This is a genomic window from Pseudomonas sp. FW305-3-2-15-C-LB1, assembly GCF_058787615.1.
Map to the genome: position 1 here is coordinate 192,891 of NZ_JBYSZX010000001.1, position 16,119 is coordinate 209,009.

The window sequence follows — 16,119 nt, forward strand, 5'->3', positions numbered from 1 at the left end:
GCAATCAGCGGCCTTTTGCGTCAGGAGAAGATTTGTGTCCCAAGCCCAACGTTTCGATAACTACATCAATGGCCAGTGGGTGGCCGGTGCCGACTATTGCGTCAACCTCAACCCGTCGGAGTTGTCCGATGTCATTGGCGAATATGCCAAGGCGGATGTCGCTCAGGTCAACACTGCCATTGATGCCGCCCGTGCCGCATTCCCAGCCTGGTCTACGTCCGGGATCCAGGCGCGTCACGATGCCTTGGATAAAGTCGGCAGCGAGATCCTCGCCCGCCGCGAAGAGCTCGGCACCCTGCTGGCCCGTGAAGAGGGCAAGACCCTGCCCGAAGCCATCGGCGAAGTGACCCGCGCCGGCAATATCTTCAAATTCTTCGCCGGCGAATGCCTGCGCCTGTCCGGCGACTACGTGCCGTCGGTACGCCCAGGCGTCAACGTTGAAGTCACCCGTGAAGCCCTGGGTGTGGTCGGCCTGATCACGCCGTGGAACTTCCCGATCGCCATCCCCGCGTGGAAGATCGCCCCGGCCCTGGCCTACGGTAACTGCGTGGTGATCAAGCCCGCCGAGTTGGTGCCGGGCTGTGCCTGGGCCCTGGCCGAAATCATTTCCCGTGCCGGTTTCCCCGCCGGTGTATTCAACCTGGTGATGGGCAGCGGTCGCGTGGTTGGCGATGTGCTGGTCAACAGCCCGAAGGTCGATGGCATCAGTTTCACCGGTTCTGTGGGGGTTGGGCGCCAGATCGCCGTCAGTTGCGTCTCGCGCCAGGCCAAAGTGCAGTTGGAGATGGGCGGCAAAAATCCGCAGATCATCCTCGACGACGCCGACCTCAAGCAGGCCGTCGAGCTGTCGGTACAGAGCGCGTTCTACTCCACCGGCCAGCGTTGCACCGCTTCCAGCCGTCTGATCGTGACCGCCGGCATCCACGACCAGTTCGTCGCGGCCATGGCGGAGCGCATGAAGTCGATCAAGGTCGGCCATGCACTCAAGAGCGGCACGGACATCGGCCCGGTGGTGTCCCAGGCCCAGTTGGACCAGGACCTCAAGTACATCGACATCGGCCAGAGCGAAGGTGCGCGGCTGGTGAGCGGTGGCGGCCTGGTGACCTGCGACACCGAAGGCTACTACCTGGCACCGACGCTGTTTGCCGACAGCGAAGCTGCGATGCGTATCAGCCGTGAAGAGATCTTCGGCCCGGTGGCCAACGTGGTGCGCGTGGCGGACTACGAAGCGGCGCTGGCCATGGCTAACGACACCGAGTTCGGGCTGTCGGCGGGCATTGCCACCACCTCGCTCAAATACGCCAACCACTTCAAGCGCCATTCCCAGGCCGGGATGGTGATGGTCAACCTGCCGACTGCCGGTGTGGATTACCACGTTCCTTTCGGTGGACGTAAGGGCTCATCCTATGGTTCGCGTGAGCAAGGTCGCTATGCGCAAGAGTTCTACACCGTGGTGAAGACCAGTTACATCGGTTCGTAAGACGCATCACCTTGTGGGAGCCGGATGCCTGCCGGCTCCCACACTAAAAACAGAAAACCATTACCCGCAAAAAAAATAATTAGTGGGAGTACTTCTACATGCAAGCGACCAAGCCGACCCACGTCCGCTATTTGATCCTGCTCATGCTGTTCCTGGTGACCACGATCAACTACGCCGACCGGGCCACCATCGCCATCGCGGGTTCCAGCCTGCAAAAAGACCTCGGCATCGACGCGGTCACCCTCGGTTATATCTTCTCTGCATTCGGTTGGGCCTACGTGGCCGGGCAAATCCCCGGTGGCTGGCTGCTGGACCGGTTCGGCTCGAAAAAAGTCTATGCCCTGAGCATCTTCACCTGGTCCCTGTTCACCGTGCTGCAAGGCTATGTCGGTGAATTCGGGGTCTCCACCGCCGTGGTTGCGCTGTTCATGCTGCGCTTCATGGTGGGCCTGGCCGAAGCGCCGTCCTTTCCCGGCAACGCTCGGATTGTGGCCGCCTGGTTCCCTACCGCCGAGCGCGGTACGGCATCGGCGATTTTCAACTCGGCGCAATACTTTGCCACCGTGCTGTTTGCGCCGCTGATGGGCTGGATTGTCTACCGCTTCGGCTGGCAGCACGTGTTTATCGTGATGGGCGTGATTGGCATCATTTTCTCGTTGATCTGGCTGAAAGTGATCCACAGCCCGCGCCAGCACCCGATGATCAACGAAGCCGAGTTCAACCATATCGCGGCCAACGGCGCCATGGTCGATATGGACCAGGACAAAGGCAAGGGCAAGAAAACCGACGGGCCGAAGTGGGATTACATCCGCCAGTTGCTGACCAACCGCATGATGCTCGGCGTCTACCTGGGCCAGTACTGCATCAACGGCATCACCTATTTCTTCCTCACCTGGTTCCCGGTGTACCTGGTGCAGGACCGGGGCATGACCATCCTCAAGGCCGGTTTCATCGCCTCGTTGCCGGCAATCTGCGGGTTTATCGGTGGCGTGCTCGGTGGGGTAATTTCCGATTACCTGCTGCGCAAGGGCCATTCCCTGACCTTCGCGCGCAAGGCGCCAATCATTGGTGGCCTGCTGATCTCCAGCAGCATCGTGGCGTGCAACTACGTGGATATCGAATGGATGGTGGTCGGCTTCATGGCCTTGGCCTTCTTCGGCAAGGGCGTTGGCGCACTGGGTTGGGCGGTGGTGTCCGACACCTCGCCGAAACAAATCGCCGGCCTCAGTGGCGGCTTGTTCAACACCTTCGGTAACCTCGCGTCGATCACCACGCCGATTGTCATCGGCTACATCATCAGCACCACCGGTTCGTTCAAATGGGCCCTGGTGTTCGTCGGCGCCAACGCACTGGTAGCGGTGTTCAGCTATCTGGTCATCGTTGGGCCGATCAAGCGTGTAGTACTCAAAGAGCCGCCCACCAAGGGGCCTGAGTTGACCCACCTAACCGAAGCGCATTCCTGAGGGGCGATGTAATGCAGTTGATTGAACATGCCGACTCGCCGCGCTCGATTCGTTTGCACGAGCGCGACAACGTGGTGATCGTGGTCAATGACCAGGGCGTCCCGGCCGGGACCGAGTTCCCGGACGGCCTGGTGACCGTGGATTTCATCCCCCAGAGCCACAAAGTGACCCTGGAAGATATCCCCGAAGGTGGCCAGATCATTCGCTACGGCCAGACCATCGGTTATGCGCTGGCACCGATTCCACGCGGCAGTTGGGTGCAGGAAGATCAACTGCGCATGCCCACCGCGCCGCCGCTGGACAGCTTGCCGCTGTCCACCGAGGTGCCTGAAACCCAGGCGCCACTGGAGGGCTTTACCTTCGAGGGGTATCGCAACGCCGACGGCACCGTGGGTACGCGCAATATTCTCGGCATCACCACCACGGTGCAGTGCGTCACGGGCGTGCTGGACCATGCGGTCAAGCGAATCAAGGATGAATTGCTGCCCAGGTACCCGCATGTCGATGACGTGGTGGCGCTGACCCACAGCTACGGCTGTGGCGTGGCGATTACCGCGACGGACGCCTACATCCCGATCCGCACCGTGCGCAATCTGGCGCGCAACCCGAACCTGGGGGGCGAGGCCCTGGTGATCAGCCTGGGCTGCGAGAAATTGCAGGCCGGGCAGGTGATGCACGACAACGACAGCTCGGTGGACCTGAGTGAGCCCTGGCTGTATCGCCTGCAGGACTCCAGCCACGGGTTTACCGAGATGATCGAGCAGATCATGGAGCTGGCGGAGGTGCGCTTGAAGAAGCTTGACCAGCGCCGTCGCGAAACGGTGCCGGCGTCCGAGCTGATCCTGGGCATGCAGTGCGGCGGCAGTGATGCGTTCTCTGGCATCACCGCCAACCCGGCGCTGGGCTATGCCTCGGACTTGCTGCTGCGGGCCGGGGCGACGGTGATGTTTTCCGAGGTCACTGAAGTACGGGATGCCATCTACTTGCTGACTTCGCGTGCAGAGACGAAGGAAGTTGCCCAGGAGCTGGTCCGGGAAATGGATTGGTACGACCGTTACCTGGCCAAGGGCGAGGCGGATCGCAGTGCCAACACCACGCCTGGCAACAAGAAGGGCGGGTTGTCGAACATCGTCGAGAAGTCCCTGGGTTCCATCGTCAAGTCCGGCAGCAGCGCGATCAACGGTGTGCTTGGTCCGGGTGAGCGTTTCAAGGGCAAGGGCCTGATCTTTTGCGCAACGCCGGCCAGTGACTTTGTGTGTGGCACCTTGCAACTGGCGGCGGGGATGAACCTGCACGTATTCACCACCGGGCGTGGCACGCCGTACGGCCTGGCGATGGCGCCGGTGGTGAAGGTGTCGACGCGTACTGAGCTGGCGCAGCGCTGGCCGGACCTGATCGATATCGACGCCGGGCGCATTGCCACCGGGCGTGCGACTATCGAGGAGTTGGGCTGGGAGCTGTTTCACTTCTACCTGGATGTGGCCAGCGGCAAGAAGCAGACATGGGCGGAACACCACAAGCTGCATAACGACATCACCTTGTTTAACCCGGCGCCTATTACCTGAGACCGAGTCGCCTGCATCGGGGGCAAGCCCCCTCCCACATTTTGAACGGTGAGCACCGTCAGAGGTGGGAGGGGGCTTGCCCCGATAGCGGTAGACCAGACGAAGCGGCCTACACTGGCTTATCATTAGCCACCTAACGACGCTCACCAAGGTTCTCCCCGGCATGCTGGCAATTTTCCTCTCCACCCTCACCATCACCGCGCCGGTGTTTGCCATGCTGTTCCTCGGTGTGCTGCTCAAGCGCATCAACTGGATCAACGACAACTTCATCCACACGGCCTCGTCCCTGGTGTTCAACGTCACCATGCCGGCGCTGCTGTTCCTCGGCATCCTGCATGCCGACCTGCATTCGGCACTCAAGCCGGGCTTGCTGATCTATTTTGCCGTCGCCACCTTGCTCAGCTTTGCCCTGGCCTGGGGCTGGGCGATCTTTCGTTGCCCGCGTGAAGACCGGGGCATCTACACCCAGGGGGCGTTTCGCGGTAATAACGGCGTGATTGGCCTGGCGCTGGCCGCCAGCATGTACGGTGACTACGGCATCTCCCTCGGCGCGATCCTCGCAGCGCTGGTGATCCTGTTCTACAACACGCTGTCGACCATCGTGCTGGCGGTGTACAGCCCGGTGATCAAGTCCGACCCGTGGAGCATCTGCAAGAGTGTACTGGCCAATCCGTTGATCATCAGCGTGATCGCGGCGGCGCCGTTCGCCTATTTCCAGATCGGCCTGCCCGGTTGGCTGGAAAAATCCATGCAGTACCTGGCGGACACTACCTTGCCGCTGGCATTGATCTGCATCGGCGGCACCTTGTCACTGGCGGCGTTGCGCAAGAGCGGCAACATGGCATTGAGCGCAAGCCTGATGAAGATGGTCTGGCTGCCGGTGGTCGCCACCCTGGGCGCCTGGCTGCTGGGCTTTCGCGGGCCGGAGTTGGGGATTCTGTTCCTGTACTTCGGCGCACCGACCGCCGCGGCGAGCTTTGTGATGGCCAGGGCGGCGGAGGGTAACCATGAACTGGCGGCAGCGATTATCGTGATCACCACCTTGATGGCGGCGGTGACCACGAATATCGGGATCTTTGTGTTGCAGGCGGGTGGTTGGATCTGAACGCTCGGGTGCCTGTGAGGGCCAATCGGGGGCAAGCCCCCTCCCACATTGGACGGGAGAGCACAGTCAAAGTGGGAGGGGGCTTGCCCCCGATAGCTATCTGACCGTCACTGCTGATCGGTCTGATACGCGTCGATCACTTCCTGGGCGGCACGGAACGCATCAATCGCCGCCGGCACACCGGCATACACCGCACAATGCAGCAGCGCTTCGCGAATCTCTTCCACGGTACAACCGTTGTTCAGTGCGCCGCGCACGTGGCCCTTCAATTCCTGCGGGCACTTGAGCGCGGTCAGGGCGGCGAGGGTGATCAGGCTGCGGGTCTTCAGCGGCAACCCTTCGCGGTTCCATACGCTGCCCCAGGCATGTTCGTTGACGAAATCCTGCAACGGCTGGCTGAACTCGGTGGCATTGCCCAGGGCGCGGTCGACGAACGCATCGCCCATGACCTGGCGGCGCATTTGTACCCCGGGCTTCTTCTGATCGGTCATTGCGGTTCCCTCTTGTGTTGGCGGCGCCAGGCTTGCAGCGTGCTGAACAACAGGAAAGCCACCAGCACTGGCAGGACGTAATACAGCATCAGTTGTTCAAGCTTGTTGGCCAGGGGCATGCCCGTGGTGAACGCCATCACGTGCAGCCCGTACGCCAGATACAGGCCCAGCAGCACCAGGCCTTCGGCGCGGGTCACGCGGTAACCGGTGTAGAACACCGGCAGGCACAGCACCACCACGCCGAGCATCACCGGCAGGTCGAAATCCAGGGCATTGGGCGACACCGGCAGCGGAGACGGGGCGAGCAGGGCAGTCAGGCCCAACACGCCGAGCAGGTTGAACAGGTTGCTGCCGATCACGTTACCCACGGCAATGTCCCGCTCGCCGCGCAAGGCGGCGATCAGCGACGTCGCCAGGCAGGGCAGGGAGGTGCCGACACCGATCAGGGTCAGCCCGATCACACGTTCCGACAGGCCCAGGTCGCTCGCCACATCCACCGCCGCGCCCAACAGCAAATGCCCGGCCAGCACCAGGATCAGAAAACCACCGATCATCAGCAGCACGCTGCTCAGCCAGGGCGCCCTGGCCACTGTGTCCAGGGTGCGCGGGCGGCGGGAGTGGCGCGTCTGGTAGTGCAATACGCCGAGGTAAGCGAGCAGGGCAACAAGCAGCACCAGGCCGTCGATGGGCGTGAGTTCTTCGTTGGCCGCCAGGGTGAACACCAGCAGCCCGGCCAGGATCATCACGGGGATGTCCAGGCGCACCAACTGGCGTGAGACCCGCAGCGGAATAATCAGCGCCGACAGGCCCAGGGTCACCAGGATGTTGAAGATGCTGCTGCCGATCACGCTGCCCACGGCGATATCGGTATTGCCGGCCAGGGTGGCTTGCAGGCTGACGGTCATTTGCGGTGCGCTGCTGCCGAAGGCGACGATGGTCAGGCCGATGATCAGTGGCCGCACCTTGAGGCTAGCGGCCAGGCGCACGGCGGCACGCACCAGGATTTCGGCACCGAGGATCAGCAGCACCAGGCCGCTGACCAATTCCAGCAGGCTCCAGGGCGAGAGGGCGGTTAATCCGAAAATGGCCAGGGCTCCGTTTTCAATTGCTCAGGGCTTGCACGCGAACTCGCGCCGTACCGCTGCCGATCATACCCAGCTGTTGGGCGGCCTTGCGTGAAAGATCGATCAAGCGCCCACGTGTATGCGGGCCGCGATCATTGATGCGGACAACCACGGATCGGTCGTTGTCGAGATTGGTGACCTTGACCTGCGTGCCGAAGGGCAGGCGCCGGTGGGCGGCGGTCAGGGCGTTCTGGTTGAAGGGCTCACCGCTGGCAGTTTTCTTGCCGTGGTGTTTGGCGCCGTAGTAGGACGCGGTGCCGGTTTCGTCGTAGCCGTTGGGGTCGATGAGGCCGCTGGCGCAGCCGGCCAACAGGGAGAACAGGGCCAGGAGGCCGAGTAGACGCTTCATTTTCAGGTTATCCCCCTATTGAATGTGGGAGGGGGCTTGCCCCGATAGCGGCGCGTCAGTCAATAGAATTGCTGGCTGATACACCCTCATCGGGGGCAAGCCCCCTCCCACAGTAGGCCGAGTTGAGCATGAGGTCTCACTCGGTCTCTTCACCGCTGTCAGCCTTCGAGTTTGCTTTTCAGCAATTCGTTCACCTGTTGCGGGTTGGCCTTGCCTTTGGAGGCTTTCATCGCCTGGCCCACAAAGAAGCCGAACATCTTGCCGCGCTTGGCTTCGTCTGCCGCACGGTATTGTTCGACCTGCTCGGCGTTGGCCGCGAGCATTTCATCCAGCACGGCCGAGATCGCGCCGCTGTCGGTGACTTGCTTGAGGCCGCGCTTCTCGATGATCTCGTCGGCGCTGCCTTCGCCGCCGGCCATGGCTTCGAACACGGTCTTGGCGATTTTGCCGGAGATGGTGTTGTCCTTGATGCGCAGCAGCATGCCGCCCAGTTGCTCGGCGCTGACCGGGGCCTCGTCGATTTCCAGGCCCTGCTTGTTCAACAGGCTGCCCAGCTCAACCATCACCCAGTTGGCCGCCAGCTTGGCGTCACCGGCAATGCTCACGACTTTTTCGAAGTAGTTGGCTTGCTCGCGGCTGGACGCCAGGACGCTCGCATCGTAGACCGACAGGCCGAACTGTTCCTGGAAGCGCTCGCGTTTCTGCTGCGGCAGTTCCGGCAGGGTGGCGCGGATCTCGTTGAGGAACGAGTCCTCCAGCACCACCGGCAACAGGTCCGGATCGGGGAAGTAACGGTAGTCGTTGGCTTCCTCTTTGCTGCGCATGGCGCGGGTTTCGTCTTTGTTCGGGTCGTACAGGCGAGTTTGCTGGATGACCTTGCCGCCGTCTTCGATCAGCTCGATCTGGCGACGCACTTCGCTGTTGATCGCTTTCTCGATGAAGCGGAACGAGTTGACGTTCTTGATCTCGCAGCGAGTGCCAAACTCAACCTGGCCCTTTGGACGGATCGACACGTTGCAGTCGCAACGCAGCGAGCCTTCGGCCATGTTGCCGTCGCAGATGCCCAGGTAGCGCACCAACGCGTGGATGGTCTTGACGTAGGCCACGGCTTCCTTGGCGCTGCGCATGTCCGGCTCGGACACGATTTCCAGCAGCGGCGTACCGGCACGGTTCAGGTCGATACCGGTCGCGCCGGGGAATTCTTCGTGCAGGCTCTTGCCGGCGTCTTCTTCCAGGTGCGCACGGGTCACGCCGACGCGCTTGATGGTGCCGTCTTCCAGCGGGATGTCCAGGTGGCCCTTGCCGACGATCGGCAATTCCATCTGGCTGATCTGGTAGCCCTTGGGCAGGTCCGGGTAGAAGTAGTTCTTGCGCGCGAACACGTTGTGCTGGCCGATTTCGGCGTCAATCGCCAGGCCGAACATCACCGCCATGCGCACCGCTTCCTGGTTCAACACCGGCAGCACGCCGGGCATGCCCAGGTCGACCAGGCTGGCCTGGGTGTTGGGCTCGGAGCCGAACGTGGTGGCGCTACCGGAGAAAATCTTCGATTGGGTGGCGAGCTGGGTATGAATCTCCAGCCCGATCACGACTTCCCATTGCATAGTGTTCTCCTCAGAAGCCGGTAGGGGTGCGAGTGTGCCAGTCAGTGTTCAACTGGTACTGGTGCGCCACATTGAGCAGGCGGCCTTCCTGGAAATACGGGGCGAGCAATTGCACACCGACCGGCAGGCCATCGACGAAACCGGCGGGCATGGACAAGCCCGGCAGGCCCGCGAGGTTGGCGGTGATGGTGTACAGGTCTTCGAGGTACGCAGCCACCGGGTCGCCGTTCTTGGCGCCGAGTTTCCAGGCCGGGTTCGGCGTGGTTGGGCCGAGGATCACGTCGACTTGTTCAAAGGCGGCCATGAAGTCGTTCTTCACCAGGCGACGGATTTTCTGCGCCTTCAGGTAGTACGCGTCGTAGTAACCGGCCGACAGGGCGTAGGCGCCGACCATGATGCGGCGCTGCACTTCGGCGCCGAAGCCTTCGCCACGGGAACGTTTGTACAGGTCGGTGAGGTCTTTCGGGTTTTCGCAGCGGTAGCCGAAGCGTACGCCGTCGAAACGCGACAGGTTGGAGGAGGCCTCTGCCGGCGCGATCACGTAGTACGCAGGAATCGCGTGCTGGTTGTTCGGCAGGCTGATCTCCTTGATCACCGCGCCGAGGCCTTCCAGCGTCTTGACGCTGTTGTGCACCAGCTCGGCGATGCGCGGGTCGAGGCCGGCGCTGAAGTATTCCTTCGGCACGCCGATGCGCAGGCCCTTGAGCGAGTTGTTCAGGCTGGCGCTGTAGTCCGGCACGGGCTCATCGATGCTGGTGGAGTCCTGTTTATCGAAACCGGCCATGCCTTGTAACAATATCGCGCAGTCTTCGGCGGTGCGAGCCAGGGGGCCACCCTGATCGAGGCTGGACGCGTAGGCGATCATGCCCCAGCGGGAAACGCGACCGTAGGTCGGTTTCAGGCCGGTGAGGTTGGTGAACGCGGCAGGCTGGCGGATCGAACCACCGGTGTCGGTGGCCGTGGCGGCCGGCAGGAAGCGCGCGGCGACGGCTGCAGCCGAACCACCGGACGAACCGCCGGGCACGTGCTCCAGGTTCCACGGGTTTTTCACCGCGCCGTAGTAGCTCGACTCGTTGGCCGAACCCATGGCGAATTCGTCCATGTTGGTCTTGCCCAGGGTCACGGCCCCGGCGGCAGCCAGCTTGGACACCACGGTGGCGTCGTAGGGGGCTTTAAAGTTGTCGAGCATCTTCGAGCCGCAGCTGGTGCGAATGCCCTGGGTGCAGAACAGGTCTTTGTGGGCAATCGGCGCGCCCAGCAGTGGGCCGTTTTCACCGTTGGCGCGACGTGCGTCGGCGGCCTTGGCCTGGCTCAAGGCCAGCTCTTCGGTGAGGCTGATGAAGCTGTTGACCTTCGGGTCGTGCTCGGCGATACGCGCCAGCAGGGTCTTGGTCAGCTCTTCGGAAGAAAACTTTTTGTCGGCGAGACCGCGGGCGATCTCGGCCAGAGTCATGTGATGCATTGCAGGCTCTTTCCCTTTAGTCGATGACTTTCGGAACCAGGTACAGGCCGTTTTCGACCGCTGGCGCGATGGACTGGTAGGCCTCGCGATTATTACTCTCGGTCACGACGTCAGCGCGCAGGCGCTGGCTGGCTTCCAGTGGGTGAGCCAGGGGCTCGATGCCGTCGGTATTCACGGCCTGCATTTGGTCGACCAGCCCGAGAATGCTGTTCAGGGCGGCGGTGGTCTGTGGAAGATCGACTTCATTGAGGCCCAGGCAGGCCAAATGAGCGATTTTTTCCACGTCGGAGCGTTCAAGCGTCATGGGAATCTCCAGTGGAAAACAGAACGGAGGCTGTCCGTGTGTTAGATTGTCGGAACACTACCGCATTTCTACGGTCTTACGGCCGCGATTGTGGGGTTAGGTGCACAGAAAGTCGGCCAATTTAGCACATTGGCGCCTTGCCCAAAATCCCTGTCGTTGTTAGAGTTTGCCGCACTTTTTTACCCACGCGTTGCCTAGGGTCCCTTTCCCATGTTCAAGAAACTGCGTGGCATGTTTTCCAGCGATCTTTCCATTGACCTGGGCACTGCCAACACCCTTATTTACGTGCGCGAGCGCGGTATTGTCCTGAATGAGCCATCGGTTGTGGCCATTCGGACCCATGGTAATCAGAAAAGTGTCGTTGCCGTCGGCACCGAGGCCAAGCGCATGCTCGGCCGTACACCAGGCAATATTGCTGCCATTCGTCCGATGAAAGACGGCGTGATCGCCGACTTCAGTGTCTGCGAGAAGATGCTGCAGTACTTCATCAACAAGGTTCACGAAAACAGTTTCCTGCAGCCCAGCCCTCGTGTGCTGATCTGTGTTCCATGCAAGTCCACCCAGGTTGAGCGTCGTGCCATCCGTGAATCGGCCCTCGGTGCCGGTGCCCGTGAAGTGTTCCTGATCGAAGAGCCAATGGCTGCTGCGATCGGTGCCGGCCTGCCGGTTGAAGAAGCGCGCGGTTCGATGGTGGTGGATATCGGTGGTGGTACCACTGAAATCGCCCTGATTTCCCTGAACGGTGTGGTGTATGCCGAGTCCGTTCGTGTAGGCGGCGACCGCTTCGACGAAGCGATCATCACTTATGTGCGCCGTAACTACGGCAGCCTGATCGGCGAATCCACCGCAGAGCGCATCAAGCAGGAAATCGGCACCGCCTATCCAGGCGGCGAAGTACGCGAAGTCGACGTGCGCGGTCGCAACCTGGCCGAAGGCGTGCCACGTGCCTTCACCCTGAACTCCAATGAAGTGCTGGAGGCTCTGCAGGAGTCCCTGGCGACCATCGTTCAGGCCGTGAAGAGTGCCCTGGAGCAATCGCCGCCGGAACTGGCTTCCGACATCGCCGAGCGTGGCCTGGTGCTGACCGGTGGTGGCGCCTTGCTGCGTGACCTCGACAAGTTGCTGGCCCAGGAAACCGGCCTGCCGGTGATCGTCGCCGAAGACCCGCTGACCTGTGTTGCTCGCGGTGGTGGTCGTGCACTGGAAATGATGGATAAACACACCATGGACCTGCTTTCCAGCGAATAAGCCTTTGCTGATGAGCCCATGTTTCGCCCGCAGGCAGCACTTTGCAGTGCTGCCTGTTGGCGTTTATCTTCTTCAATCTGCATCCAGGCCGGTTAGATGCCGTATGAATAAAGAGAACATTTGCCTGGGAGGAGCGGCTTATTAAACCGCTTTTCGCCAAAGGCCCCTCATTGGGCGTGCGCCTGTTGGTGCTGGTCGTGCTTTCGGTCGCGCTGATGGTGGTCGATGCCCGCTTTGCACTGCTCAAACCCGTGCGCAGCCAGATGTCGCTGGTGTTGATGCAGACCTACTGGATCACCGACCTGCCGCAACGTCTGTTCCAGGGCGTGGCCAGCCAGTTCGGCAGCCGCACCGAGCTCGTCGCCGAGAACGAAAAACTCAAGACCGAAAACCTGCTGTTGCAGGGGCGCATGCAGAAGCTGGCGGCCCTCACCGAGCAGAACGTTCGGCTGCGCGAGTTGCTCAATTCTTCCGCACTGGTCAATGAAAAGGTCGAAGTGGCCGAGTTGATCGGCATGGACCCCAACCCCTTCACCCATCGCATCATCATCAACAAGGGTGAGCGCGACGGTGTGGTCCTCGGCCAGCCGGTGCTCGACGCCCGTGGCCTGATGGGCCAAGTGGTCGAGCTGATGCCTTACACCTCGCGGGTGTTGTTGCTGACGGACACTACCCACAGCATCCCGGTGCAGGTAAACCGCAACGGCCTGCGCGCGATTGCCAGCGGTACCGGCAACCCCGAGCGCCTGGAGTTGCGTCATGTGGCCGACACTGCCGACATCAAGGAAGGCGACCTGCTGGTCAGTTCCGGCCTCGGTCAGCGTTTCCCGGCCGGCTACCCGGTGGCGACGGTCAAGGAAGTGATCCACGATTCCGGCCAGCCATTTGCCATTGTGCGTGCCGTGCCGACTGCAGCCCTGAACCGCAGCCGCTACCTGCTGCTGGTATTCAGCGACAACCGCACCCCGGAAGAGCGCGCCAACGACGCCGCCCAGGCCCAGGAAGCAGAAGATAAGCGAAACGGCATCGCGCCGATCGTTCCTGCGACGGTGCCCAAGCCTGCATTCGTGGGGCCGCCCGCACCCGCCGCTGCCCCGGCCGCGCCTGTGGCCACGCCGGTCAAGCCGGCCGCCCACAACGCTCGCCCGGCCAAACCGGCGGCGACCAAGCCACCGGCCGCCACGCCTGCAGCCAAGCCTCCAGCGGCCGCTGCGACCACCACGCGGCAGAGGGAAGAATAATGGCCGGTACTCATTCGCGTAACGGTTGGATCGTCTGGCTGACCTTTGCCATCGGCCTGTTGCTCAGCGTTTCGCCGCTGCCACAGTTCATGGAAATCCTGCGCCCGCTCTGGCTGGCGTTGCTGCTGGCGTTCTGGGCGCTGAACCTGCCGCACAAAGTCGGCATGGTCACGGCAATGTTCCTGGGCTTGGCGGAAGATGTGCTCTATGGCACCTTGCTGGGCCAGAACGCGTTGATCCTGACGTTGATCACTTTCCTGGTGCTGTCGTTGCAGCAGCGTTTGCGCATGTTCCCGATGTGGCAACAGTGCCTGGTGATCCTGGTGATCTTCGGCCTGGCACAACTGGTTCAGCTGTGGCTCAGTGCCTTGACCGGTAACCGCCAGCCCACCCTTGCGTTGGTGCTGCCGGCCCTGGTCAGTGCGTTGCTGTGGCCATGGGTCAGCTTCGGTCTGCGTGGGTTGCGTCGTCGCTACAAAATCAATTGAATGGATTGCGAGGCTCTGCCTGGTTATCGAGCCCTACAGGGAGAGTCTGCAATGAATTCGCTTTACCTGGCCTCGGGCTCTCCGAGGCGGCGTGAACTGTTGACCCAGATCGGTGTGCCCTTCACCGTGGTCAGCGCCGCTATTGATGAAACCCCTCTTACAAATGAATCCGCCGTTTCCTACGTCGAGCGCCTGGCGCGCGGTAAGGCTGCGGCGGGTTTTGCTGTGCTCTCAAATACGTCTGGCGCCTGTGTGCTGGGGGCTGATACGGCTGTGATCGTTGATGGTCAGATCCTCGGTAAGCCCGTTGACCAGGCCGACGCCTTGGCGATGTTGATGGCCTTGTCGGGGCGTGAGCACGAGGTGCTCACTGCCATTGCCCTCACCGACGGCCAGCGCTGCGAGTGTATTTGTGTAAGCAGTCGTGTACGTTTTCGCGACATTTCTGTCGAGGAGGCTACAACCTACTGGCACAGTGGCGAACCCCAGGACAAGGCGGGCGGCTATGCTATCCAAGGCCTGGGCTCGGTATTTGCAGCCGGGCTCAATGGCAGCTATTCGGCGGTCGTCGGCCTGCCGGTGTGCGAAACCGCACAACTGCTCCATCAATTCGGCATACCCTGTTGGCAAAATCTTACCGCGCGCTGATCGCCGTTCTCCAGCGCCCAGCCTTTAGCGATCGGTCACTATTGTGAAAACGCCTGAACGAGACCCAGCCATGAGTGAAGAGATTCTGATCAATATCACGCCGATGGAATCGCGCGTGGCGGTGGTAGAGAACGGTGTTCTGCAAGAAGTCCATGTTGAGCGCACCCAGAAGCGCGGGATCGTCGGCAATATCTACAAAGGCAAGGTGGTGCGTGTACTGCCGGGGATGCAAGCGGCATTCGTCGATATCGGCCTGGACCGTGCGGCATTTATCCATGCCTCGGAAATTTCCCTGCGCGAAGGCCCGGCCGTGGAAAGCATCAGTGCGCTGGTGCACGAAGGGCAGAGCCTGGTGGTGCAAGTCACCAAGGACCCCATCGGTTCCAAGGGCGCGCGGCTGACCACGCAGTTGTCGATCCCGTCGCGTTACCTGGTGTACATGCCGCGTACGGCACATGTCGGCATTTCCTTGAAGATCGAAGATGAAGCCGAGCGTGAGCGCCTGAAGAAGGTGGTCAGCGATTGCGTAGCCGCCGAAGGCATCAAGGAGGCGGGCGGCTTTATTCTGCGCACCGCTGCCGAGGGCGCCGGCGCCGATGAAATCCTCATGGACATCCGCTACCTGCGGCGTCTGTGGGACCAGATCGACGCCCAGATCAAGACCATCGGTGCGCCCAGCGTCATTTATGAAGACCTGGGCCTGGCCCTGCGCACACTGCGCGACCTGGTCAGCCCGAAGATTGAGAAAATTCGCATCGACTCGCGGGAAACCTTCCAGCGCACCACGCAATTCGTCGCCGAACTGATGCCGGAAATTGCCGACCGCCTGGAACACTACCCCGGCGAGCGACCGATCTTCGACCTGTATGGCGTCGAAGACGAAATCCAGAAAGCCCTGGAACGCAAGGTGCCGCTCAAGTCTGGCGGCTACCTGGTGGTGGACCCGGCGGAAGCCATGACCACCATCGACGTCAACACCGGTGCGTTCGTGGGCCATCGCAACCTCGAAGAAACCATCTTCAAGACCAACCTCGAAGCGGCTACCGCGATTGCTCGCCAACTGCGTCTGCGCAACCTGGGTGGCATCATCATCATCGACTTCATCGACATGGAAGACGAAGAGCACCAGCGCCAGGTGCTGCGGACCCTCGAGAAACAGCTGGAGCGTGATCACGCCAAGACCAACATTATCGGCATTACCGAGTTGGGCCTGGTGCAGATGACCCGCAAACGCACCCGAGAAAGCCTCGAGCAAGTGCTGTGCGAGCCGTGCAGCAGTTGCCAGGGGCGCGGTAAGTTGAAGACCCCGGAAACGGTTTGCTACGAGATTTTTCGCGAGATCCTGCGTGAAGCGCGTGCCTACCAGGCCGAAGGTTATAGAGTGCTTGCCAACCAGAAAGTGGTCGACCGGCTGCTGGACGAAGAGTCCGGCAACGTTGCCGAGCTGGAGGGATTTATCGGGCGCACGATACGCTTCCAGGTTGAAACCATGTATTCCCAGGAACAATACGACGTGGTGCTGCTCTGATCCCCATTCGCTTTCCTTT

The 16,119-nt window shown here is 61.5% G+C and carries 15 protein-coding genes; 9 read left to right on the plus strand and 6 right to left on the minus strand.

Translation table 11 applies throughout. The annotated features are described in order from the left end of the window. The first annotated feature begins 34 nt into the window (after positions 1-34). The 4 genes from AC3WP7_RS00960 to AC3WP7_RS00975 all read left to right on the plus strand — a co-directional run bounded on the left by AC3WP7_RS00960 (position 35) and on the right by AC3WP7_RS00975 (position 5,613). The gene (locus AC3WP7_RS00960) at positions 35-1,480 is read left to right on the plus strand and encodes an aldehyde dehydrogenase family protein (RefSeq protein ID WP_012722211.1); all 1,446 of its coding nucleotides are present in this window, start codon (positions 35-37) and stop codon (positions 1,478-1,480) included. A gap of 98 nt (positions 1,481-1,578) precedes the next feature. Continuing rightward, complete coding sequence (locus AC3WP7_RS00965; RefSeq protein ID WP_071491129.1) at positions 1,579-2,943, plus strand: MFS transporter; 1,365 nt, start codon at positions 1,579-1,581, stop codon at positions 2,941-2,943. Between the two features lie 11 nt (positions 2,944-2,954). Beyond that, positions 2,955-4,508: a galactarate dehydratase gene (gene garD, locus AC3WP7_RS00970; RefSeq protein ID WP_093119852.1), complete on the plus strand. Its 1,554-nt coding sequence runs from the start codon at positions 2,955-2,957 to the stop codon at positions 4,506-4,508. Positions 4,509-4,671: 163 nt separating this feature from the next. Then, a complete protein-coding gene (locus tag AC3WP7_RS00975; RefSeq protein WP_092240722.1) occupies positions 4,672-5,613 on the plus strand; it encodes an AEC family transporter in 942 nt (313 codons plus the stop codon). Positions 5,614-5,720: 107 nt separating this feature from the next. Here AC3WP7_RS00975 and AC3WP7_RS00980 read toward each other — a convergent pair whose 3' ends face one another. From AC3WP7_RS00980 to gatC, 6 genes are all read right to left on the minus strand, one after another. After that, positions 5,721-6,104 carry a carboxymuconolactone decarboxylase family protein gene (locus tag AC3WP7_RS00980; RefSeq protein WP_092240723.1) on the minus strand — a complete coding sequence of 128 codons (384 nt, stop codon included), beginning with the start codon at positions 6,102-6,104 and terminating at the stop codon, positions 5,721-5,723. Continuing rightward, positions 6,101-7,147 (minus strand): calcium/sodium antiporter, encoded by a 1,047-nt coding sequence (locus AC3WP7_RS00985; RefSeq protein ID WP_102591610.1) that lies wholly within the window; start codon positions 7,145-7,147, stop codon positions 6,101-6,103. The genes AC3WP7_RS00980 and AC3WP7_RS00985 overlap by 4 nt, the downstream gene beginning before the upstream one ends. A gap of 58 nt (positions 7,148-7,205) precedes the next feature. Further along, positions 7,206-7,577 carry a septal ring lytic transglycosylase RlpA family protein gene (locus AC3WP7_RS00990; protein WP_071491134.1) on the minus strand — a complete coding sequence of 124 codons (372 nt, stop codon included), beginning with the start codon at positions 7,575-7,577 and terminating at the stop codon, positions 7,206-7,208. A 158-nt stretch (positions 7,578-7,735) separates the two neighbouring features. Next, a complete protein-coding gene (gene gatB, locus AC3WP7_RS00995; protein ID WP_092240726.1) occupies positions 7,736-9,181 on the minus strand; it encodes an Asp-tRNA(Asn)/Glu-tRNA(Gln) amidotransferase subunit GatB in 1,446 nt (481 codons plus the stop codon). A gap of 10 nt (positions 9,182-9,191) precedes the next feature. Then, positions 9,192-10,643, minus strand: coding sequence for an Asp-tRNA(Asn)/Glu-tRNA(Gln) amidotransferase subunit GatA (gene gatA / locus AC3WP7_RS01000; protein WP_102591609.1), 1,452 nt, complete (start codon positions 10,641-10,643; stop codon positions 9,192-9,194). A 16-nt stretch (positions 10,644-10,659) separates the two neighbouring features. Continuing rightward, positions 10,660-10,947, minus strand: a complete 288-nt coding sequence (gene gatC / locus AC3WP7_RS01005; RefSeq protein ID WP_071491137.1) for an Asp-tRNA(Asn)/Glu-tRNA(Gln) amidotransferase subunit GatC — start codon at positions 10,945-10,947, stop codon at positions 10,660-10,662. Positions 10,948-11,157: 210 nt separating this feature from the next. On the opposite strand from gatC, the gene mreB reads away from it, so the two are divergent. The 5 genes from mreB (at position 11,158) to rng (ending at position 16,100) form a co-directional block, all read left to right on the plus strand. Then, a complete protein-coding gene (gene mreB / locus AC3WP7_RS01010; RefSeq protein WP_002555108.1) occupies positions 11,158-12,195 on the plus strand; it encodes a rod shape-determining protein MreB in 1,038 nt (345 codons plus the stop codon). 140 nt (positions 12,196-12,335) lie between these two features. After that, the gene (mreC, locus tag AC3WP7_RS01015) at positions 12,336-13,436 is read left to right on the plus strand and encodes a rod shape-determining protein MreC (RefSeq protein ID WP_083351538.1); all 1,101 of its coding nucleotides are present in this window, start codon (positions 12,336-12,338) and stop codon (positions 13,434-13,436) included. Continuing rightward, on the plus strand, positions 13,436-13,924 hold the full coding sequence (mreD, locus tag AC3WP7_RS01020) for a rod shape-determining protein MreD (RefSeq protein WP_071491139.1): 489 nt from the start codon (positions 13,436-13,438) through the stop codon (positions 13,922-13,924). The genes mreC and mreD overlap by 1 nt, the downstream gene beginning before the upstream one ends. Before the next feature lie 51 nt (positions 13,925-13,975). Next, positions 13,976-14,572: a Maf family protein gene (locus AC3WP7_RS01025; protein ID WP_071491140.1), complete on the plus strand. Its 597-nt coding sequence runs from the start codon at positions 13,976-13,978 to the stop codon at positions 14,570-14,572. Positions 14,573-14,642: 70 nt separating this feature from the next. Further along, entirely contained in the window at positions 14,643-16,100 is a 1,458-nt protein-coding gene (rng, locus tag AC3WP7_RS01030) for a ribonuclease G (protein ID WP_071491141.1), read from the plus strand. Positions 16,101-16,119 lie beyond the last annotated feature (19 nt).